Genomic DNA, 16,335 nt, shown 5'->3' with positions numbered 1-16,335 from the left:
CCTGGCTCATTCGGCGATTCGTTCCCGCCCACCGCTGAGGTCTGCCAACTCAGCGGCCACGCGGCCCGCCTGCCAACCGTGCGCGTTGGTCACCGAATGTGACGTCGTGACGACGGACGGGAACTGTTTCTCGAACACCGAACCCACCGCCTCGGTGCGTTCGGTCATGATCGGCACCAACTCCTTGCCGTACTGACTGGATGCGTCGCGACCGGCTTGTTCCCGGGCGATCGCCAGCCGTTCCCCGATCCGGGAGGCGAACGCGAGCAGAAACGATCGGCGGAAGCTGGGTGAGCGCTTCACCCGGTCACCGCCCGCCTCACTCAACGCGTGCGAAGCCTGAACGAGCAGCGAAGTGAACAGCATTTCGCACAGATCCAAGTCGATCGGCATCCCGACCATGCTGACGAGGCCGAATCGTTGATGCCAGAGGACACGGACGCTATTGGAGTCCGCGACACAGTTCAGCAACTGCACTTTCGCTTCGGGGTACGGGTTGTCGACGAGCAATCGGCGCGTGACCACTTGATCGCTCAGTGAGGTGTGCGCCTCGGCGTCGACCACAGCGCTGTCGATCGCATACCGGGTCATGAGATCCTGCGCCTTCGCCGAGAGGGTCGCTGCCTCCTCGGCGAACGTGGTTGCTTCGGCCTTGGCCAACAGACCGCGGATTCGCGACAGCACCTTGGGTTCGGGACCGTGCTTGGCGGGCCGTGACGCCGCCGCCCCGGCGACCCAGTTCGGTGGGGTGGCCATCAGCGGCGTCATGGGGACCAGATAGCTGCAGAAGCCGAGAAGCGACAGGATCGCCGTCCAGGTGTCGGTCGCCTCGGCGTTCTCCGCCGCACGCCAGGCGGACAGCCGGCCGCGGGCAGGTGCGACATCGGCGCCGATGTTCAGCTCGTCGAGCTGCTCGCGCCACGGCTCCGGGGCGCTCTTGTGCGCCGAGGTGCGGCTTGCATGCGAGCCGATCGCGGCAACCGTCAGCCGGGCGGTGCGCGCACCGAATTCCCGTCGCACCGCGTGCACCAGCTCCGCCGGCTGCCATCCCGAGTCGAACGCGTGGTCCATCGACGCGTCGAGCATCTGTGAGGCTCGATCCAGGAGAGCAGCCGCAGATCCGGAACCGTCGAGTTCTGCCAGCTTGCCGACTGTCCGGCTCAGCGACTCCGCATTCGCCGACGGCCCGAACGCGAACTCGATTCCCGCGAACACCAGCGACTCGGCGTCGAAGTCGGGACGGAACTCACGATGGTGACGTGTCCCGCTACGCTGCTGCTTCTTGCGTTTGCGTGCGGCACGGTTCTGCTGGCTGTTGCGGCTCACGGCGCCCTCCTCGCTCGGGGTGAATTCTGTCTGAGGTCATCGGACTGCGGACAGGCTGCGCCGCCGGTGGGATGCTTGGCGCAGCTCGTCGGCGCGGTCGAGCAGCGCGACGACGGTACGCGGCTCGTGGTCGTTCCGACGATCATCGCCGGTCACGCGGGCTAATTCCGCCAGTACCGCCGCATGCTGACCGTGAGCGACGGCGAGCAGAAGCCTGTTCTTGGTCGATTCGGGTAGCTTCGCGATGTGCTTGCGCAGTGCCGCGGTCATCTGGGCCTTCGAGGGTAGGGCCGAACTACCCTCCTGGGCCGCGGCCAGCAAAGGGGTGTCGATTCGAAGATAGTCGGCGAGAGCCTGCTGAGGTCCGGTGAGGTCACCGAGACCGGCGGGTGCTGCGGGCTCGAGTTCGTGCTCCCATTCGGTGTCGAACGCACATTCGTTGCGTTGCGACGTCCCTATCGCCGCCAACCATCCGAGGTACAGCGGACGCGCGTCACCCATCGCGATCTCGTCGCGCACCCGCGCCAGGGACGCCATCCAGCCCTCGGCCTCTTCTGTGTAGTCGGCCGAGTCGTCCTCGCTGGTGAAGTCGAAGAGGAGATGTTTCCCGGTCGCCTCGGACGTGAGGTAAGGCTCGAGCGTGTAGTCGGCCACGCCTCCCGAGAGCGACTTCGCCGGCACCTTCACCATCAGACGGCGGGTGCCCCAGCTCGTGACGTGGATGTGCAGGTCATAGTACTTGCGCATCATTGCGCATGGATCGCCGTGGAAATCGCCGAAATGATATGTATTGGTGAAGCTGGTCGGCGTGATCACTGCCCTGGTCGACAGCGTGCGTACCTCGGACTGCATCCGCGTATTCAAGGGCTTGTCGACCGCGAGGAACTCGAAGTATTGGTACTCGCTCACAGGCTCTCCTCGGTGCGAGTGGGTTCACGGCGGCGAACGCATTCATATCAGAACACCCCGACAGCAGCGGAGGCATAAGGCGAAGTCTGTCGGTCAGGTCACTCGAACAACCCGCGGAGGTCGTCGGCGTCGAGGCTGGAGCTGAGCAGGGTGTCGGAGTCCATGACGCTCGCGAAGAGCGCCGACTTCTTCGCCTTCAGCGCCATCACCTTGTCTTCGATCGTGTCCTTCGCGATCAGGCGATACACCATCACGTTCCGCGTCTGCCCGATGCGATGCGCCCGGTCGACCGCCTGGGCCTCCGTTGCCGGGTTCCACCACGGGTCGAGGATGAAGCAGTAGTCGGCCTCCGTGAGGTTCAACCCGAAGCCACCCGCCTTCAGGCTGATCAGGAACACCGGGGCGGCGCCCTCCTTGAACTCGCGGAGCACATCCCCGCGACGACGGGTGCTGCCGTCGAGGTAGCTGTGCGCGATCCCGGCGTCCGCGAGCCGGTCGCGGATCTTGCCGAGGAACCCGGTGAACTGGCTGAAGACGAGTGCCCGGTGACCGCCCGCGACGACGTCGGCGAGCTGCTCGAGCAGGGCGTCCACCTTCGCGGACGGGACGTCGTGATACTCGGCGTCCACCAGACCGGCGTCGAGGCTCAGCTGCCGCAGCAGGGTGAGCGACTGCAGGATCGTGAAGCGGTTCTTGTCGACGTCGGCGAGCAGGCCGAGGATCTTCTGCCGCTCACGCTGCAGGTGGGTGTCGTAGACCTTGCGGTGCCGCGGGTGCAGTTCGACGTCGAGCACCTGCTCCTGCTTGGCCGGAAGGTCCTTCACCACTTGCTCTTTGGTGCGGCGCAGCATCAGCGGCTTCACCCGGCGGCGCAGCTGCGCCAGAAGTTCGGTGTCGCCCTGCTTCTCGATCGGCTTGCGGTAGTAGTCGGTGAACCGGGCCGGGTTCGGGAACAGACCCGGGGCGGTGATCGACAGCAGCGACCACAGCTCCATCAGGTTGTTCTCCATCGGCGTGCCGGTGATGGCCAGCTTGAACGGAGTCTCGAGCCGGCGGACGCACTGGTAGATCTTGGACTGATGGTTCTTGGTGAACTGCGCCTCGTCGAGGATCATCCCCGACCACGCGGCCTCCGCGTAGGCGTCGAACTCCAAGCGGAACAGGGTGTACGAGGTGACGACGATGTCGGCACCCTCGACCAGTTCGTCGAAGGGGACGCGCCTGCGGGATTGGGTGTCGGAGATCGCGACGACATTCGCGCCCGGGGCGAAGCGGGCCGATTCGGACTCCCAGTTCGACACGACACTGGTCGGGGCGACGATGAGGAACGGCGGCGCGGCCGGATTCGACTGCCGCGCATGGCAGATCAACGCCAGCGCCTGCAGCGTCTTGCCGAGCCCCATGTCGTCGGCGAGGATGCCGCCGAGCCCGTGCTCCCACAGGAAGGCCAGCCAGCGGAAACCCTCCACCTGGTACGGCCGTAGCTGGGCGTCGAGCGTGCTGGGGGCTTCCGAAGGCCCGATGGTGGTCGGCGCCATCAGGCCGTCCACCTGCTGCCGCCACTGCGTCGCCTGACGTTCGACGGTGCCGAGTGCGGCGAACTCGTCCCACAGGCTCGCCTGGAAACGGCTCAGCCGCAACGTCCCGTCCGCGCGGTCGCGGAGGGCGCGCGCCTCGTCGATCAGCTTGCGCAGCGTGTGGAGTTCCGGCTTGTCGAGGGAGAAGTAGGCGCCGTCGGGCAGCAGCAACTCGGTCCTCCCCGCTGCCAGCGCCGAGAAGACCTGGTCGAACGGCACGTCCCGGCCCTCCACCGTGAGGGTGACGCCGAGGTCGAACCAGTCGGTGCCGCCCTCGGATGCGGTGACGGACACCCCGATGGCCAGGGAATCGCCGGCCTCCCGGTAGTCGGCGGGTTCGCCCACGACGTCGATCGACACGTCGGACTTGCCGTGGAGCAGGGGCAGGACCTCGGTGGTGAACCGCATCGTGTCGAGCCCGCGCAGCGCCGTCGATTCCGGACCGCCCGACCCCAACCCGTATCTGTCCCAGGCGATGTCGAGCTCGTCGAGAAGTGCGCGCTCGCGGGCGTCGTTCCGGTACTCGTCGCCGGGGGTCCGGGCAGTCAGCGGCGCACGGTGCTCGTCGTCGCCGACGGTGTACAACCATTCCCAGTCGACGGCGACCTCATGGTCGGGGAGATACTCCGCCTGCATCACCAGGGTGGGCTCGGAGATCGCGGGTGGGACGAACGAGCCGTCGGAGGAGATCACGGTGGCCAGGTTGCGCAGCTTCGGCAGGAAGTCCGTCAGGAAACGGGACTCTTCGGCGGCGGGAACCTCGATGGGCGTGCGGCGGCGCACCAGATCCTGCAAGGGGCCGGGCACGACGGAGCCGAGGCGCGCGAGGTGTATGCGGTCGTCTGCGTCGACGTAGAACAGGCCGTGGGCCCGGACTCCGATGAAGCCGACGGTCACTGCGTCGACGGGCTCGCCGTCGACGCGGACCACCGGGCGCACGGCGAGCGCGCCGCTGGAATCGTCGCGGGTGGCGTCGAGGCAGACCTCCGCCGAGCGGTAGGGGGTGAGCGAGCCCAGCCGCTTGGAGGAGTGGATGAGCTCCACACCGACCCGGGCCGCCTCGTCGAGCAGCGACCACAGCTGGCGGCTGGGGAAGACGCTGAGATCGAGATCGGTGTGGTTCTGGCGGCGGTACGTCAGACCCCCCACGGACAGCAGATGAATTTCGTGCAACACCCGGATCTGCTCGGCGGGATGCTGGAACTGGCTGCCCAGCTTGTTCCACGCCAGCCCGCCGACGATCCAGCCCTTGCTGCCGGGCTGGACGGGCCGCACCAGCAACTGGGGTGCCGCGTCGGTGGCCGACGCCTGGACCCGGAACTGGATGGCGAGCGGCGAACGCCCGCCGGAGTCGCCGAAGGGGTCTGCGGTGAGCAGGGAGCCGAGCGAGCGTTCCCAGGTGGGCGCGACCGCCGCCTGGGCCTGGGACCTCGCCTGTTTCATCGCCGTGATCAGCAGGGCCGCGACGTGCTTGCAGTTCATCCCGACCGGACACGTGCAGATCCCGTACCGGTACACCGTGCGGCCGGGAACCGCTGCGACGAACGCCGACGCCGAGTACGGCTCCCTCGCCGTGCCCGCCACCTCACCCCACAGCTCCTTGGCTGCCGGATCCCAGGACATCTGGATCACCGCGTGGTCGCGGGCGTACTGCTCGCCGCGGGTGTACGTGGTGGTGCCGAGGACCGCCTTGATCGACGCCACGTCGATGTCGCGCAAGTCCCCGGGAAGCATGGCCACAGAGTAGTCAACCGATCCGACACGGTCGCGGGGTGCAGCCACTCCCACCCCAGGGTTCCTTGTTCCGGCCCCGCCCCGATCGGAGACTTCGGAGCGTCGGGGGAAACCCATGGATCGGAGAGAACATCATGGCCGAGATGGTCGAAGCACACCAGAAACATCGCACTGGTGGAGTCGCGCGAACACTGATCACCGTGTACGGCACGCTCGTGTACGTCACGTTCCTGATCGTGTTCCTGTACGCGATCGGATGGGTCGAGGGGCTCGTGGTGCCCCACACGATCAACGACGGCCCCGACGCCCCCGTAGCCGTCGCCGTGGTCATCGACGTGGTGCTGCTGACGATCTTCGCCATGCAGCATTCGGTGATGGCCAGGCCCTGGTTCAAGAAGCGCTGGACCAGGATCGTCCCCCAACCGATGGAGCGCTCGACGTACGTACTGTTCGCCACGGCCGCGTTGGCGCTGCTGATGTGGCAGTGGCGTCCGTTGCCCGAGCAGATCTGGGACGTGGAGACCGACTGGGTCCGTGTCGTGATCTACGCCGTGTCGCTCGGCGGGTGGGCCCTCGTGCTGGCGGCGACGTTCGCCATCGACCACTTCGATCTGTTCGGGGTGCGCCAGGTGCTGCGCAATCAGAGCGGGAAGTCGGTTCTGCCCAGCCACTTTCGGACACCTCTGCTGTACCGGGTGATCCGGCACCCGCTGTATGCCGGCTTCATCATCGCGTTCTGGGTGGCGCCGACCATGACCTGGGGCCGATTGCTGTTCGCCGTCGGGACCACCGGCTTCATCCTGGTGGCGGTGCGTTTCGAGGAACACGATCTGGTCGACACGTTCGGCGACGACTACCGCAACTACCGCAAGCGGGTGCCGATGCTCGTCCCGAGGTGCGGCGCACAACCACGGTAGTTAGAGACCGCCGGCGACGGTGATCGTGGTGGCGGTGACGTAGGACGCCTGGTGCGACAGCGCCCACAACACCGCTTCGGCGATCTCCTCGGGCTCCGCGACCCGGCCGAGTGGCACCTTCCCGGCCACTCGCCCGGGTCGTCCCGGATCGCCGGCAGCGGCGTGGATGTCGGTGTCCGTCGTACCGGGCGCGACACCGACGACGCGGATGTTCGCGCTCGCCAGTTCTCGCCCGAGTCCCGTCGTGAAACTGTCCACGGCCGCCTTGGAGGCCGCGTACCCGACGTATTCGCCCGGTGCGCCGGTGCGGGCCGCGATCGAGCTGAGGTTGACGATGACGCCGGGGCGTCCCTGCCGGATCCAGTGCTCGGCTGCCGCGCGGGCGTAGGCCATCGCTCCGAAGACGTTGACGTCGAACACCTCCCGCACCATGGCGTCCGGGGTGGTGAGGAACGTGCCGAGCGGACCGGTCGTCCCCGCGTTGTTGACCAAGGCGACCAGCTGACCGCGTTGGTCGGCCGCGTCGACGACGGCGACGGCCTCATCCGCGTCGCGTACGTCTGCCCGCACGGCGGTGGCGCGGACACCGCAGTGGTGGACGAGTTGCTCCGCGGCCTCGTCGTCGTTCTGGAACGTGAACGTGACTTCATAGCCGCGATGGACGGCGAGGCGCACCACCGCTGCGCCGATGCCGCGGGATCCGCCGGTGACGAGGATGTGTTCGGACACGATACGAGCGTATCCGGGCGATCAAATGCGGACCAAAGCTGACCGCTATCGGTCCTACGGTGAGAGAAACCGATTCGCCGACGCAGGAGGACCGCATGACCGTCGATCCGATTCCCGAGGGCTACACCACCGTCACGCCGTGGATCATCTCCCGCGACACCGCCGCACTCATCGACTACGTGAAGGCGGCGTTCGACGGCGAGGAACTCGGACGGATGGTGGGCGAGGACGGCACCATCGGGCACGCGGAGGTGAGGATCGGGAACGCCGTCGTGATGATGTTCGACGCGCGACCCGACTGGCCGCCGACGCCCGGGTTCCTCCGCCTGTACGTCGACGACGCCGAGGCGGTGCTCGCGCAGGCCGTCGCGGCCGGCGGCACGCTGGTGACGAAGGCGACGCACCTGTTCTGGGGCGACGTCGTGGGACGCGTCCGCGACCCGTTCGGCAACCTCTGGTGGGTCCAGACCCACATCGAGGACGTCGACGAGGCGGAGATGACCAGGCGCATGAGCGACCCGACGTTCACCGCCGCAATGGACTACGTGCAGAGCGCGGACTTCTTTCCCGGACGGTAGACCGGGTCAGCGTTTCGGCCTGCCGAACGTGATGCTCGGCGCCGTCACGGTGACGGACGCGATCCGGACCGCCACGCCGGACGGCTTCGCCGGCTCGGCGTCGATGATCGTGGGGTGATAGTCGACCTGCTCGGGCGACGGACGGGCCGGCGCGAACACGCTCCGGACGACCCCGATCGGGGTGCGGGCAATCGCGTCGGCCGACTGCTGGATCTGTTCGAGCGTCCGGAACACCGTATCGAAATTGTCGGACTGCTGAGTGGTGCTCACCGCCTCGACCACCGGCCGCATCGTCCGCAGCAGGAACACGACCTCCTCGAGCAGTTCCTCGGTGAGCCGGAGGATGTGAAACGACGTCTTCGCGACCTCGATCGGCACGGTCACGGCGCACACGGCGACGCGGACCGGTCCCTCGGCGGCCGAGGCCGCCTTCCGGACGGTGCGCTCGACGGGGGACGGCACGAAACGGAAAACGAAGTTCACCAGTCGACCCCCTCGCAGCACGGCGTCCATAATCTGTGCCGGGGAGGTTACCGCGCACTCGCTCGCCACGCAGGTCGAGCGAGCGCCGTCAGCCCGGCAGCAGGGCACGCACGGCGTCGATGGTGTCGGCGTCGGCGGCGGTCTTGTCGGGGCGGTAGCGCAGGACCCGCGCGAATCGCAGCGCGAGTCCGCCGGGGTAGCGCGTGCTGACCTGGACGCCGTCGAGTTCGATCTCCACGACGAGGTCGGGGTGCAGGTGCACGGTGTGGTCGTCGCGGCTGCGTTCATGGCGTGGGAATTCGTCCGTCTGCCACTGCAGTAGTGCGTCGGTGAGGCCCTTGAACGTCTTGCCCACCATGATCGGTTCGCCGCCGTCCGGATCCCGCGCACCGAGGTGCAGGTTGGACAGGTAGCCGGTGCGCCGCCCGTAACCCCATTCGGCGCCGAGCACCACCAGATCGAGTGTGTGCTCCGGTTTCACCTTCTGCCAGGCGCGGCCCCGCCGCCCCGCCGCATACGGTGCGGCGAGCGATTTGACCATCACTCCTTCATGACCGGCGGCGAGGGCATCGTCGAAATGGGTTGCGGCGCCGTCGCTGTCGGGGCGGATCAGCCCGGGGATGCGGTGTTGCGGGGCAACGCGTTCCAGCGCGTCCAGCCGCTCCTCCAACGGCGCGTCGAGAAGATCGACGCCGTCGAGGTGCAGGCAGTCGAAGAAATAGGGGTGCAGCAGCAGGTCGCGGGCGGACTCGGCGCCGAAGCGGCTCATCGTCTCCTGGAACGGTCGGGGCCGGCCGCTGTCGGTGAGCGCCAGCGTCTCCCCGTCGAACACCGCCGACGTGCAGGGCAGGCCGGCGACGAGTGCGACGAGTTCCGGCACGCTGCCGGTGATCTCACGCAGGGTGCGGGTGAAGATGCGCACCTCGTCGCCGTTGCGGTGCACCTGGATCCGCGCGCCGTCGAGTTTGTATTCGACGCTGACGTTGCCGCCGAGTTCGGTCCACGCGTCGGTGAGTGATTCAGCGGGGGAGGCGAGCATGGGCCGGACCGGACGACCCACCTCCAGCCGGAACGCGGTGAGGGCGTCCACCCCGCCGTCGAACGCCGCGACCGCGGTCGCGGGCAGCCGTCCCGACAGCATGAACGCCCGGCGCACCGGTTCGACGGGAAGATCGGCGGCCGCCGCGATCGCGTCGGTCATCACCCCTTCGAGCGCGCCCTGACGAAGGTCCCCGGTGAGCAGCCGCAGCAGGAAGTCCCGCTCGTCGGCGGTGGTGCGGGCGAAGAGATCCGCGAGTAGTTCGCGTCGACGAGCGGCGGATCCGGAGCCGGAGATCCCGGCGACGGCGGTGACGGTCCCGTCGAGTTCCGACACCGTCACGGACGGCACGTCGGCCGGGGTGGCGGGAATGTCGGCGATCGTCCGCCAGCCGATCCCGATCCGTCCCTGCCGAAGCTCCCCGGACAGCCACGCCACCACCGGTTCCACCTCGGGCGGCTCCAGTTGGGTGAGGACCTCGCGCAGCGCCCCGACCTTCACCTTGCGCGACCGGGTGGCCCCCACGTCCCGGGACGTCGCGACGATCTGCGAGAACAGCACACCCCGACGGTAACCGGAACGTCCCGTGGGCGGTCAGAATCCGCCTGATCGAAACGCTGGGCCGACCCGGCCGTCGTTCCTAGGCTTCGACGATGAGCACCCCACGTCGCCGGCCGCTGAAAACGGTCACGGGAGTCAGCGGCGCCGTGAGCACCTATGCCGCCGCCATCGATCCGCAGCAGTCGACCGTCGCGTCGTCGATCGAGATCGCGAAGATCGCCGAGGCGAACAAGTTCGACGCGCTGTTCGCCGCCGACCTGCTCAGTTTCGGGGCGCAGGGCGCGATCGGCGCGCAGGAACCGCTGATCTTCCTGTCGGCGCTCAGCGCCGTGACCTCGCACGTCGGGCTGATCGCGACGGTGACAACCACGTTCCACCACCCCTACAACCTCGCGCGGCTGTTCGGCACCCTCGACCACGTCAGCAACGGTCGCGCCGCCTGGAACGCCGTCACGTCCTCACTGGGCGAGGAGAACTACAGCGACCGCGACCTGCCGAGCCCCGAGGAACGCTACGCCCGCGCCACGGAATCCCTCGAGGTCATCAACGCGCTGTTCGACAGCTGGCAACCCGGGGCACTGACGTCCGACGGTGCCGGGGGAACCACGCTCGACGCCGATCGGGTGCGGCCGATCGACCACGCGGGCACGTACTTCACGGTGAAGGGACCGTTGAACATCCCGCCGCTGCCGCAGCGCCGTCCCGTGCAATTCCAGGCCGGCCAATCCGCGGCCGGCGTGGAACTCGGGGCCCGCTTCGCGGAGGTCGTGTTCACATCGCTGCCCACCCTCGAGGACGCCGTCACCTACACCAAGAGCATCCGGGCGCGGGCCACCGAACTGGGCCGCGCCGACGGGCTGCCGCTGATCATGAGCTCCTTCCACGCCACCTACGGCGCGTCCGAGGGGGAAGTGCGCAGGCTGGTCCGGGAACGGGACGAGGGAACGGACCTCGACGCCGGCCGGATCCGGCTGGAGGACATGCTCGGTGGCGACATCGACCTGTCCGGGCTGCCGCTCGACAAGCCGATCCCGGCGGACGTCCTGCCCGACGTCCGGTCGGTGAACCGCCGCCGCGGCCGGGTCGAAATCTTCAGCCGGCTCGCCGCGTCCGGGCGGACCCTGCGCGAGCTGATCATCGCGTCCAAGGACACCGGGCATTGGGCGGTCGCGGGAACACCCGAGCAACTCGCCGATGCCGTCCAGGAACGCTACGACGCGGGTGTCCTCGACGTCATCTCCCTCGGCGGACTCGCCGAGGAACGGACCCGGGACTTCGTCGTCAACGGCCTGCTGCCCGAACTACGGCGCCGCGGAATCGTCGGCAACGACTACGTGGGCGGCACGTTCCGGGACAATCTGGAACTACCCCCGCTGCCCCCTCGGGACTGACGTCAGTTCTCCACCTCTGCGCCGTCCACGACGATCCGCACGCGGTCGGGGTAGAACGACACGTGGTCGTCGATGCCCGACGCCTCCGCGGTGGTGAACGGGTAGAACCAGGCGGCGTCCTCGACCGGCTCGGAGCCGTCCGACCCGGTGAACGACAGATACGACGCCGTCCCCTTGTACGGGCAGGACGTCCTGGTGTCGGAGGCGGTGAAGAACTCGGACCGCACGTCGATGCGGGGCACGTAATAGCGCACCGGCAGCGACGTCTCGAACAGCAGTCGCGGGCGGACGGTGTCGGCCACGAGCGTGTCACCGATGAACACCTCGACGTGCCGGGACGACGGCAGCACGTCGACGCGGACATACGGGTCGCGGGCGTGGACGAACACCTGCTGATCCTCCTCGTACCAGGCGTCCATCCTGTGCCAGTAGAACGCAACGTACGGGCTGAGGTCGAGGGAGTCCTCGAGTTTGGCGTCGTATCCCCACACGGATTGCTCGGCGCGACGGTCGCCGACGACGAGATCCCAGTACCGGGCCTTGCCCTTCCACGGGCATGTAGTGGTGGCATCGACGGGCTCGAGGAGGTCGAAGTTCACGTCGTCGCGGGGAATGTAGTAAACGGGCAGGTGCCCCTTCTCGAACAGGTACACCGAACGGGTGGTGTCGGCGACCACCTGACCGCCGAAGACCACCCGGATGCGCTTGTGGTTGGGTTCGATCGAGATGCGGCCGTTCTCCGCGAACTGCTGGGAAGCGGCGGCATGCGTGAGAGCTGTGGACATCACTCCATGGTGCGCCTTCGGCGCCCCGTGCGTGGTTAAGGAGGCTCTGGACTCGTTAACCACGCACGGGTGCGGAGCGCCGCGACACCAGCGGTCACGACCCACACCGTGAACGGGTAGAGGGCCAGGCGTTCGGTGATGCCGAACGGTTCGCCGGGGAGGAGGATCGCCGCCATTCCGACGACCCCGACGAGGCAGCAGAGACCGGTCCAGAGCGCGAAGATGCGCCAACGCTCGTAGAGCGCGATTGCGATGACGATCATGGCGGCGTTGCGGGCGACGAACGTCGGGGTCGCGACCAGTTGGTGCAGGTGGGCGTCCACGTTGATCGGAACGACGCCCGTCAGGGCCGCACTGACGGCCGCCAGGCAGAGCAGCGTCAACGCGGCCCGGCGCAGGCGTCCCGGTGGCAGGAATTCGCGCAGGCCCACCGCTCCCGCGAGAATGAGCACCCCGGTCAGCACGAAAGCGCTGTTGATCACCGTGTGCAGCGGTGAGCAGAGCCGGGCGGCCGCGGCCTGGGCCGCGGAGCCGTCGCAGCCCGTGACACCCAGATTGCTGACCGAATTGGTCCGCACCGCGTACGGCCGCGGCCAGGCGCGCGCGGTCACGACCTCCGCGAGGAAATACAGGGCGATGAGCACCCAGGCCGTGGCTCCGGCCCGCACAGCCAACAGTCGCTGGGCGGGTGACGGCGTTCGCACGACGCTCACCCCTCCGAACCGTACCCGGCTCACCGAGTGGATTGTTGACAATCTTCGGGAGCGGCTCGACCATGTAGCCATGGCCCCGCTGACGAGAATTCCGGTAGCTGACTCCGAAGAGACGGGACAGATCGACGCGTGGCTGAGCTGACACGTCCCGCGGCCGACCTGCATGCCGAGCTCGCCGAGCTGGGCATCGACCTCGACATCGGATCGCGGCGGCGCGCCGAATACTCCTTCGACGCCTCCAATTACCGGGTGCCGCCGCTGGCGGTGGCGTTTCCGCGCAGCGCCGGCGACGTGGTGGCGATCGTCCGGGCCTGCACGGACCGCGGCATCCCCATCACCAGCCGCGGCGGCGGCACGTCACTCGCGGGCAACGCGATCGGCAGGGGAGTGGTACTCGACTTCTCCCGGCACATGAATCAGGTGCGGGCCGTGGACGCGTCCGCTCGGACCGCCGTCGTCGAACCCGGCATCGTCCTCACGGACCTGCAGAAAGACGTGCAACTGGCGACGGACGGCGCGTTCACCTTCGCCCCCGACCCGTCCAGCAAGTCCCGCGCGACCGTCGGCGGCGCGATCGGCAACGACGCCTGTGGCAACCACTCCGTGCGGTACGGCCGCACGTCCGATCACGTCGTCGCACTCGATCTCGTGACGGCGGACGGGCACCGGCTGACCGCCACCCGCGACGGGCTGCGGGCCACCGACCCGGACGACTCATCCGCGGTGAGCGAGGCCGGGCGGATCGCTGCCGGTCTCGACGCGCTGACACAGGAGCATCTCGGCGACTTCCGGCTCGAGCTGGGCCGCATCCCACGACAGGTGTCGGGATTCCACCTGGCGAACCTGTTGCCCGAGAACGGCTTCGACGTGGCCCGCGCACTGGTGGGAAGCGAGGGAACGTGCGCCGTGATCGTGTCCGCGACCGTCGCGCTGGTGCCGGTGCCGCCCGCGGCGATGCTGCTGTGCCTCGGATACCGCGACCTGGTGGACGCCGCCCGCGACAACGCGCTGATCCTCGAATACTCACCCGCTGCGATCGAGGGCATCGACTCGGCGATCGTCGACACCATGCGGCACCTGCGCGGCGCCGACTCCGTGGTCGGTCTGCCCGACGGCGAGGCCTGGCTGTACGTCGACCTCGACGGCGAGGATCTCGACGAGGTGAAACTGCGCGGGGCCGAACTGGTCTCGAAGCTGCGGGCGGCCGGACGGCTCGTCGACTCGCGGGTGGTCGGGGACCCGGCGGAACGCGCGTCGCTGTGGCGGGTGCGCGAGGACGGCGCCGGACTGTCGGCCCGACTCGTCGAGGGCGGCGAATCCTGGACGGGCTGGGAGGATTCCGCCGTCGCACCCGACCAGCTGGCCGACTACCTCGTCGACATCAAGGCCCTGCTCGCCGAATTCGGTCTCACCGGCGTGATGTACGGGCACTTCGGCGCCGGCTGCATGCACATCCGCATCAACTTCGACCAGCGCACCGAGGAGGGCCGGGACGTGATGTCGCGGTTCATCCACCGCGCCGCGGAACTGTGCGTGCGGTTCGGGGGATCGATGTCGGGGGAGCACGGCGACGGTCGCGCGCGGTCGGCGCTGCTGCCGATCATGTACACGCCCACCATGATGGCGGCGTTCGCGACGTTCAAACGGCTCTGGGATCCGGCGGCCGTGCTGAACCCGGGCAGCATCGTCGACCCCGAACCGCTGCTGGGCAGCCTGGCCCTCGACGGCGTGAACCCGCGGTCGTGGCAGACCACATTCGACCTCACCCCCACCAGCGACGTCCCCGTCGCACCGTTCGTCCACGCCGTCCAGGGGTGCATCGGGGTGGGCCGCTGCCGCGCGTCGACCGGCGGGGTGATGTGCCCCAGCTTCCGCGCGACCGGAGACGAGAAGGACTCCACCCGCGGCCGGGCCCGCGCCCTGCAGGAGATGGTCCGCAACTCGCCGACCGTCGCCGACGGATGGCGCTCCGAGGACGTCAAGGAATCCCTCGACCTCTGCCTGTCCTGCAAGGCCTGTTCCACCGACTGCCCGGTGGGCGTCGACATGGCCACGTACAAATCCGAATTCCTCGACCACCACTACCGCGGCCGGGTGCGTCCGCTGTCGCACTACTCCCTCGGCTGGCTGCCGGTGTGGCTGAAGATCGCCGAACGCTCCGCCCCCGTGGTGAACCGGCTCACCGCCGGCCGGCTGGCGAAGGTCGCGGCCAAGCTGGGTGGTCTCACCCCGCACCGGTCGATGCCGGAGTTCGCGTCCCGCAAGCAGATCCGCCGTGAGGTCGGGGAGACGTCGCAGAACGGCACCGCGGACGTCGTGGTGCTCGCCGACACGTTCACCCGCGGATTCCGCCCCGAGGTGGTCGGCGCCGCATCACGGGTACTCGCCGAGGCGGGCCTCAGCTCCCAATGCCGCAGCGACGTGTGCTGCGGGCTCACCTGGATCTCCACCGGACAGCTGAAGCAGGCGAAGAAGACCCTCGCCAAGGCGGCCGAACTCCTCGACGACGGCACCGACCGCCCCATCGTCGTCCTCGAACCGAGTTGCGCCGCCGCGTTCCGCAAGGACCTGCCCGAACTCGTCCACACCGATGCCGCCCGACGCGTCGCCGCCCGCGTGCAGAGCTTCGCCGGCGCGGTCCTCGAACGCACCCAGGCGGGCTGGACCCCGAGCGTGCCGCTGCCCGAGGACGTCACTGTGCAGACCCACTGCCACGAATACGCCGTGTTCGGCGCGGCCGGCCAGCGGAAGGCGCTGCAGGCGATCGGGGTGGAGCGTGTGCGCGAGGCCACCGGATGCTGCGGCGTCGCAGGAAACTTCGGGTTCGAGGCCGACCACTACGACCTCAGCATGCAGGTGGCGGAACAGGCACTCGCCCCCGCACTGCGCGACAGTCCCGAAGACGCAGTCGTGCTGACCGACGGATTCAGCTGCCACATGCAGGTGCGGCAACTCGACCCGACCCGATCGTCGCAACACCTCGCCCAGCTGCTCGACCCCGCACCATCGTCGAAAACCGAACACCAGAGCGGAGACTGACATGTCGCAGTTGTCGATGACCAGTGAACAGCGCGAGAAGTTCCTCGCCGACGTGCACGTGGGGGTGATCGCCGTCGACCGCGACGGGCGGGCGCCGCTCGCCGTGCCCATCTGGTACGGCTACGAACCCGGCGGCCACGTGTACGTCTGGACCGGTCGCGGGTCGCTGAAGGAGCGGCTGATCCGCGCCGCCGGCCGCTTCAGCCTCGTCGCCCAGGACGAGAAGCCGCCCTACCGGTACGTCAGCGTCGAAGGTCCGGTGGAGTTCGACGAATCACCCACCGCCGACGTCGTCCGCGAACTCGCCACCCGTTACCTCCCCGCCGAGGAGGTCGACAGTTTCGTGGAGGAGGCGTACGACGACAGCGCAATCGTCATCCGCATGCGGCCGGAGCACTGGCTGAGCGTGGACTACGGCAAGGGCGCGTAGCGCCCGTGCGCGGTTAGCGAGTCCCTGGACTCGTTGACCGCGCACGGGCGATTCGGTTCACGCTGATTCTGACGATGGCGGCGCGGGCCGATGTGCGGAAGCGTTGAAGGGCAGTTGTTCCGCC

At 68.4% G+C, this 16,335-nt stretch carries 13 protein-coding genes; 5 read left to right on the top strand and 8 right to left on the bottom strand.

All coding sequences use genetic code 11. From position 1 onward, the window contains the following. Positions 1 to 6: 6 nt before the first annotated feature. From CJ177_RS39995 to CJ177_RS39985, 3 genes are all read right to left on the bottom strand, one after another. Positions 7 to 1,326, bottom strand: coding sequence for a DUF2786 domain-containing protein (locus CJ177_RS39995; RefSeq protein WP_095870312.1), 1,320 nt, complete (start codon positions 1,324 to 1,326; stop codon positions 7 to 9). A gap of 36 nt (positions 1,327 to 1,362) precedes the next feature. After that, the gene (locus CJ177_RS39990) at positions 1,363 to 2,235 is read right to left on the bottom strand and encodes a hypothetical protein (RefSeq protein ID WP_061044466.1); all 873 of its coding nucleotides are present in this window, start codon (positions 2,233 to 2,235) and stop codon (positions 1,363 to 1,365) included. A gap of 98 nt (positions 2,236 to 2,333) precedes the next feature. Then, on the bottom strand, positions 2,334 to 5,546 hold the full coding sequence (locus tag CJ177_RS39985) for a DEAD/DEAH box helicase (protein ID WP_095870410.1): 3,213 nt from the start codon (positions 5,544 to 5,546) through the stop codon (positions 2,334 to 2,336). Positions 5,547 to 5,680: 134 nt separating this feature from the next. Between CJ177_RS39985 and mddA the strand changes: the two genes are divergently transcribed. Next, positions 5,681 to 6,463 (top strand): methanethiol S-methyltransferase, encoded by a 783-nt coding sequence (mddA, locus tag CJ177_RS39980; protein WP_095870311.1) that lies wholly within the window; start codon positions 5,681 to 5,683, stop codon positions 6,461 to 6,463. On the opposite strand, the gene CJ177_RS39975 is transcribed toward mddA, so the two are convergent. Continuing rightward, positions 6,464 to 7,192 (bottom strand): SDR family NAD(P)-dependent oxidoreductase, encoded by a 729-nt coding sequence (locus tag CJ177_RS39975; protein WP_095870310.1) that lies wholly within the window; start codon positions 7,190 to 7,192, stop codon positions 6,464 to 6,466. A gap of 95 nt (positions 7,193 to 7,287) precedes the next feature. Between CJ177_RS39975 and CJ177_RS39970 the strand changes: the two genes are divergently transcribed. Beyond that, positions 7,288 to 7,770 (top strand): VOC family protein, encoded by a 483-nt coding sequence (locus tag CJ177_RS39970; protein ID WP_061701546.1) that lies wholly within the window; start codon positions 7,288 to 7,290, stop codon positions 7,768 to 7,770. 6 nt (positions 7,771 to 7,776) lie between these two features. Here CJ177_RS39970 and CJ177_RS39965 read toward each other — a convergent pair whose 3' ends face one another. Both CJ177_RS39965 and CJ177_RS39960 read right to left on the bottom strand, forming a co-directional pair. Further along, a complete protein-coding gene (locus CJ177_RS39965) occupies positions 7,777 to 8,253 on the bottom strand; it encodes a hypothetical protein (RefSeq protein ID WP_095870309.1) in 477 nt (158 codons plus the stop codon). A gap of 88 nt (positions 8,254 to 8,341) precedes the next feature. Further along, positions 8,342 to 9,853: an ATP-dependent DNA ligase gene (locus tag CJ177_RS39960; RefSeq protein ID WP_095870308.1), complete on the bottom strand. Its 1,512-nt coding sequence runs from the start codon at positions 9,851 to 9,853 to the stop codon at positions 8,342 to 8,344. Between the two features lie 92 nt (positions 9,854 to 9,945). On the opposite strand from CJ177_RS39960, the gene CJ177_RS39955 reads away from it, so the two are divergent. Continuing rightward, positions 9,946 to 11,244, top strand: a complete 1,299-nt coding sequence (locus CJ177_RS39955) for an NtaA/DmoA family FMN-dependent monooxygenase (RefSeq protein ID WP_095870307.1) — start codon at positions 9,946 to 9,948, stop codon at positions 11,242 to 11,244. A gap of 2 nt (positions 11,245 to 11,246) precedes the next feature. On the opposite strand, the gene CJ177_RS39950 is transcribed toward CJ177_RS39955, so the two are convergent. Beyond that, positions 11,247 to 12,029, bottom strand: a complete 783-nt coding sequence (locus CJ177_RS39950; protein WP_061701550.1) for a DUF427 domain-containing protein — start codon at positions 12,027 to 12,029, stop codon at positions 11,247 to 11,249. Positions 12,030 to 12,064: 35 nt separating this feature from the next. After that, positions 12,065 to 12,814, bottom strand: a complete 750-nt coding sequence (locus tag CJ177_RS39945; RefSeq protein WP_095870306.1) for a DUF998 domain-containing protein — start codon at positions 12,812 to 12,814, stop codon at positions 12,065 to 12,067. Positions 12,815 to 12,871: 57 nt separating this feature from the next. Here CJ177_RS39945 and CJ177_RS39940 point away from each other — a divergent pair, with 57 nt between their 5' ends. Together CJ177_RS39940 and CJ177_RS39935 are read left to right on the top strand one after the other, a co-directional pair. After that, positions 12,872 to 15,781 (top strand): FAD-binding and (Fe-S)-binding domain-containing protein, encoded by a 2,910-nt coding sequence (locus CJ177_RS39940; RefSeq protein ID WP_095870305.1) that lies wholly within the window; start codon positions 12,872 to 12,874, stop codon positions 15,779 to 15,781. 1 nt (position 15,782) lies between these two features. Then, on the top strand, positions 15,783 to 16,211 hold the full coding sequence (locus CJ177_RS39935; protein WP_025433015.1) for a pyridoxamine 5'-phosphate oxidase family protein: 429 nt from the start codon (positions 15,783 to 15,785) through the stop codon (positions 16,209 to 16,211). The last annotated feature ends 124 nt before the right edge of the window (positions 16,212 to 16,335 follow it).

Source organism: Rhodococcus sp. ACPA1, assembly GCF_002300195.1.
Lineage (GTDB): Bacteria > Actinomycetota > Actinomycetes > Mycobacteriales > Mycobacteriaceae > Rhodococcus_F > Rhodococcus_F opacus.
The sequence above is the reverse complement of the archived record's forward strand: the minus strand, read 5'-3'. Positions and strand labels throughout refer to the sequence as shown.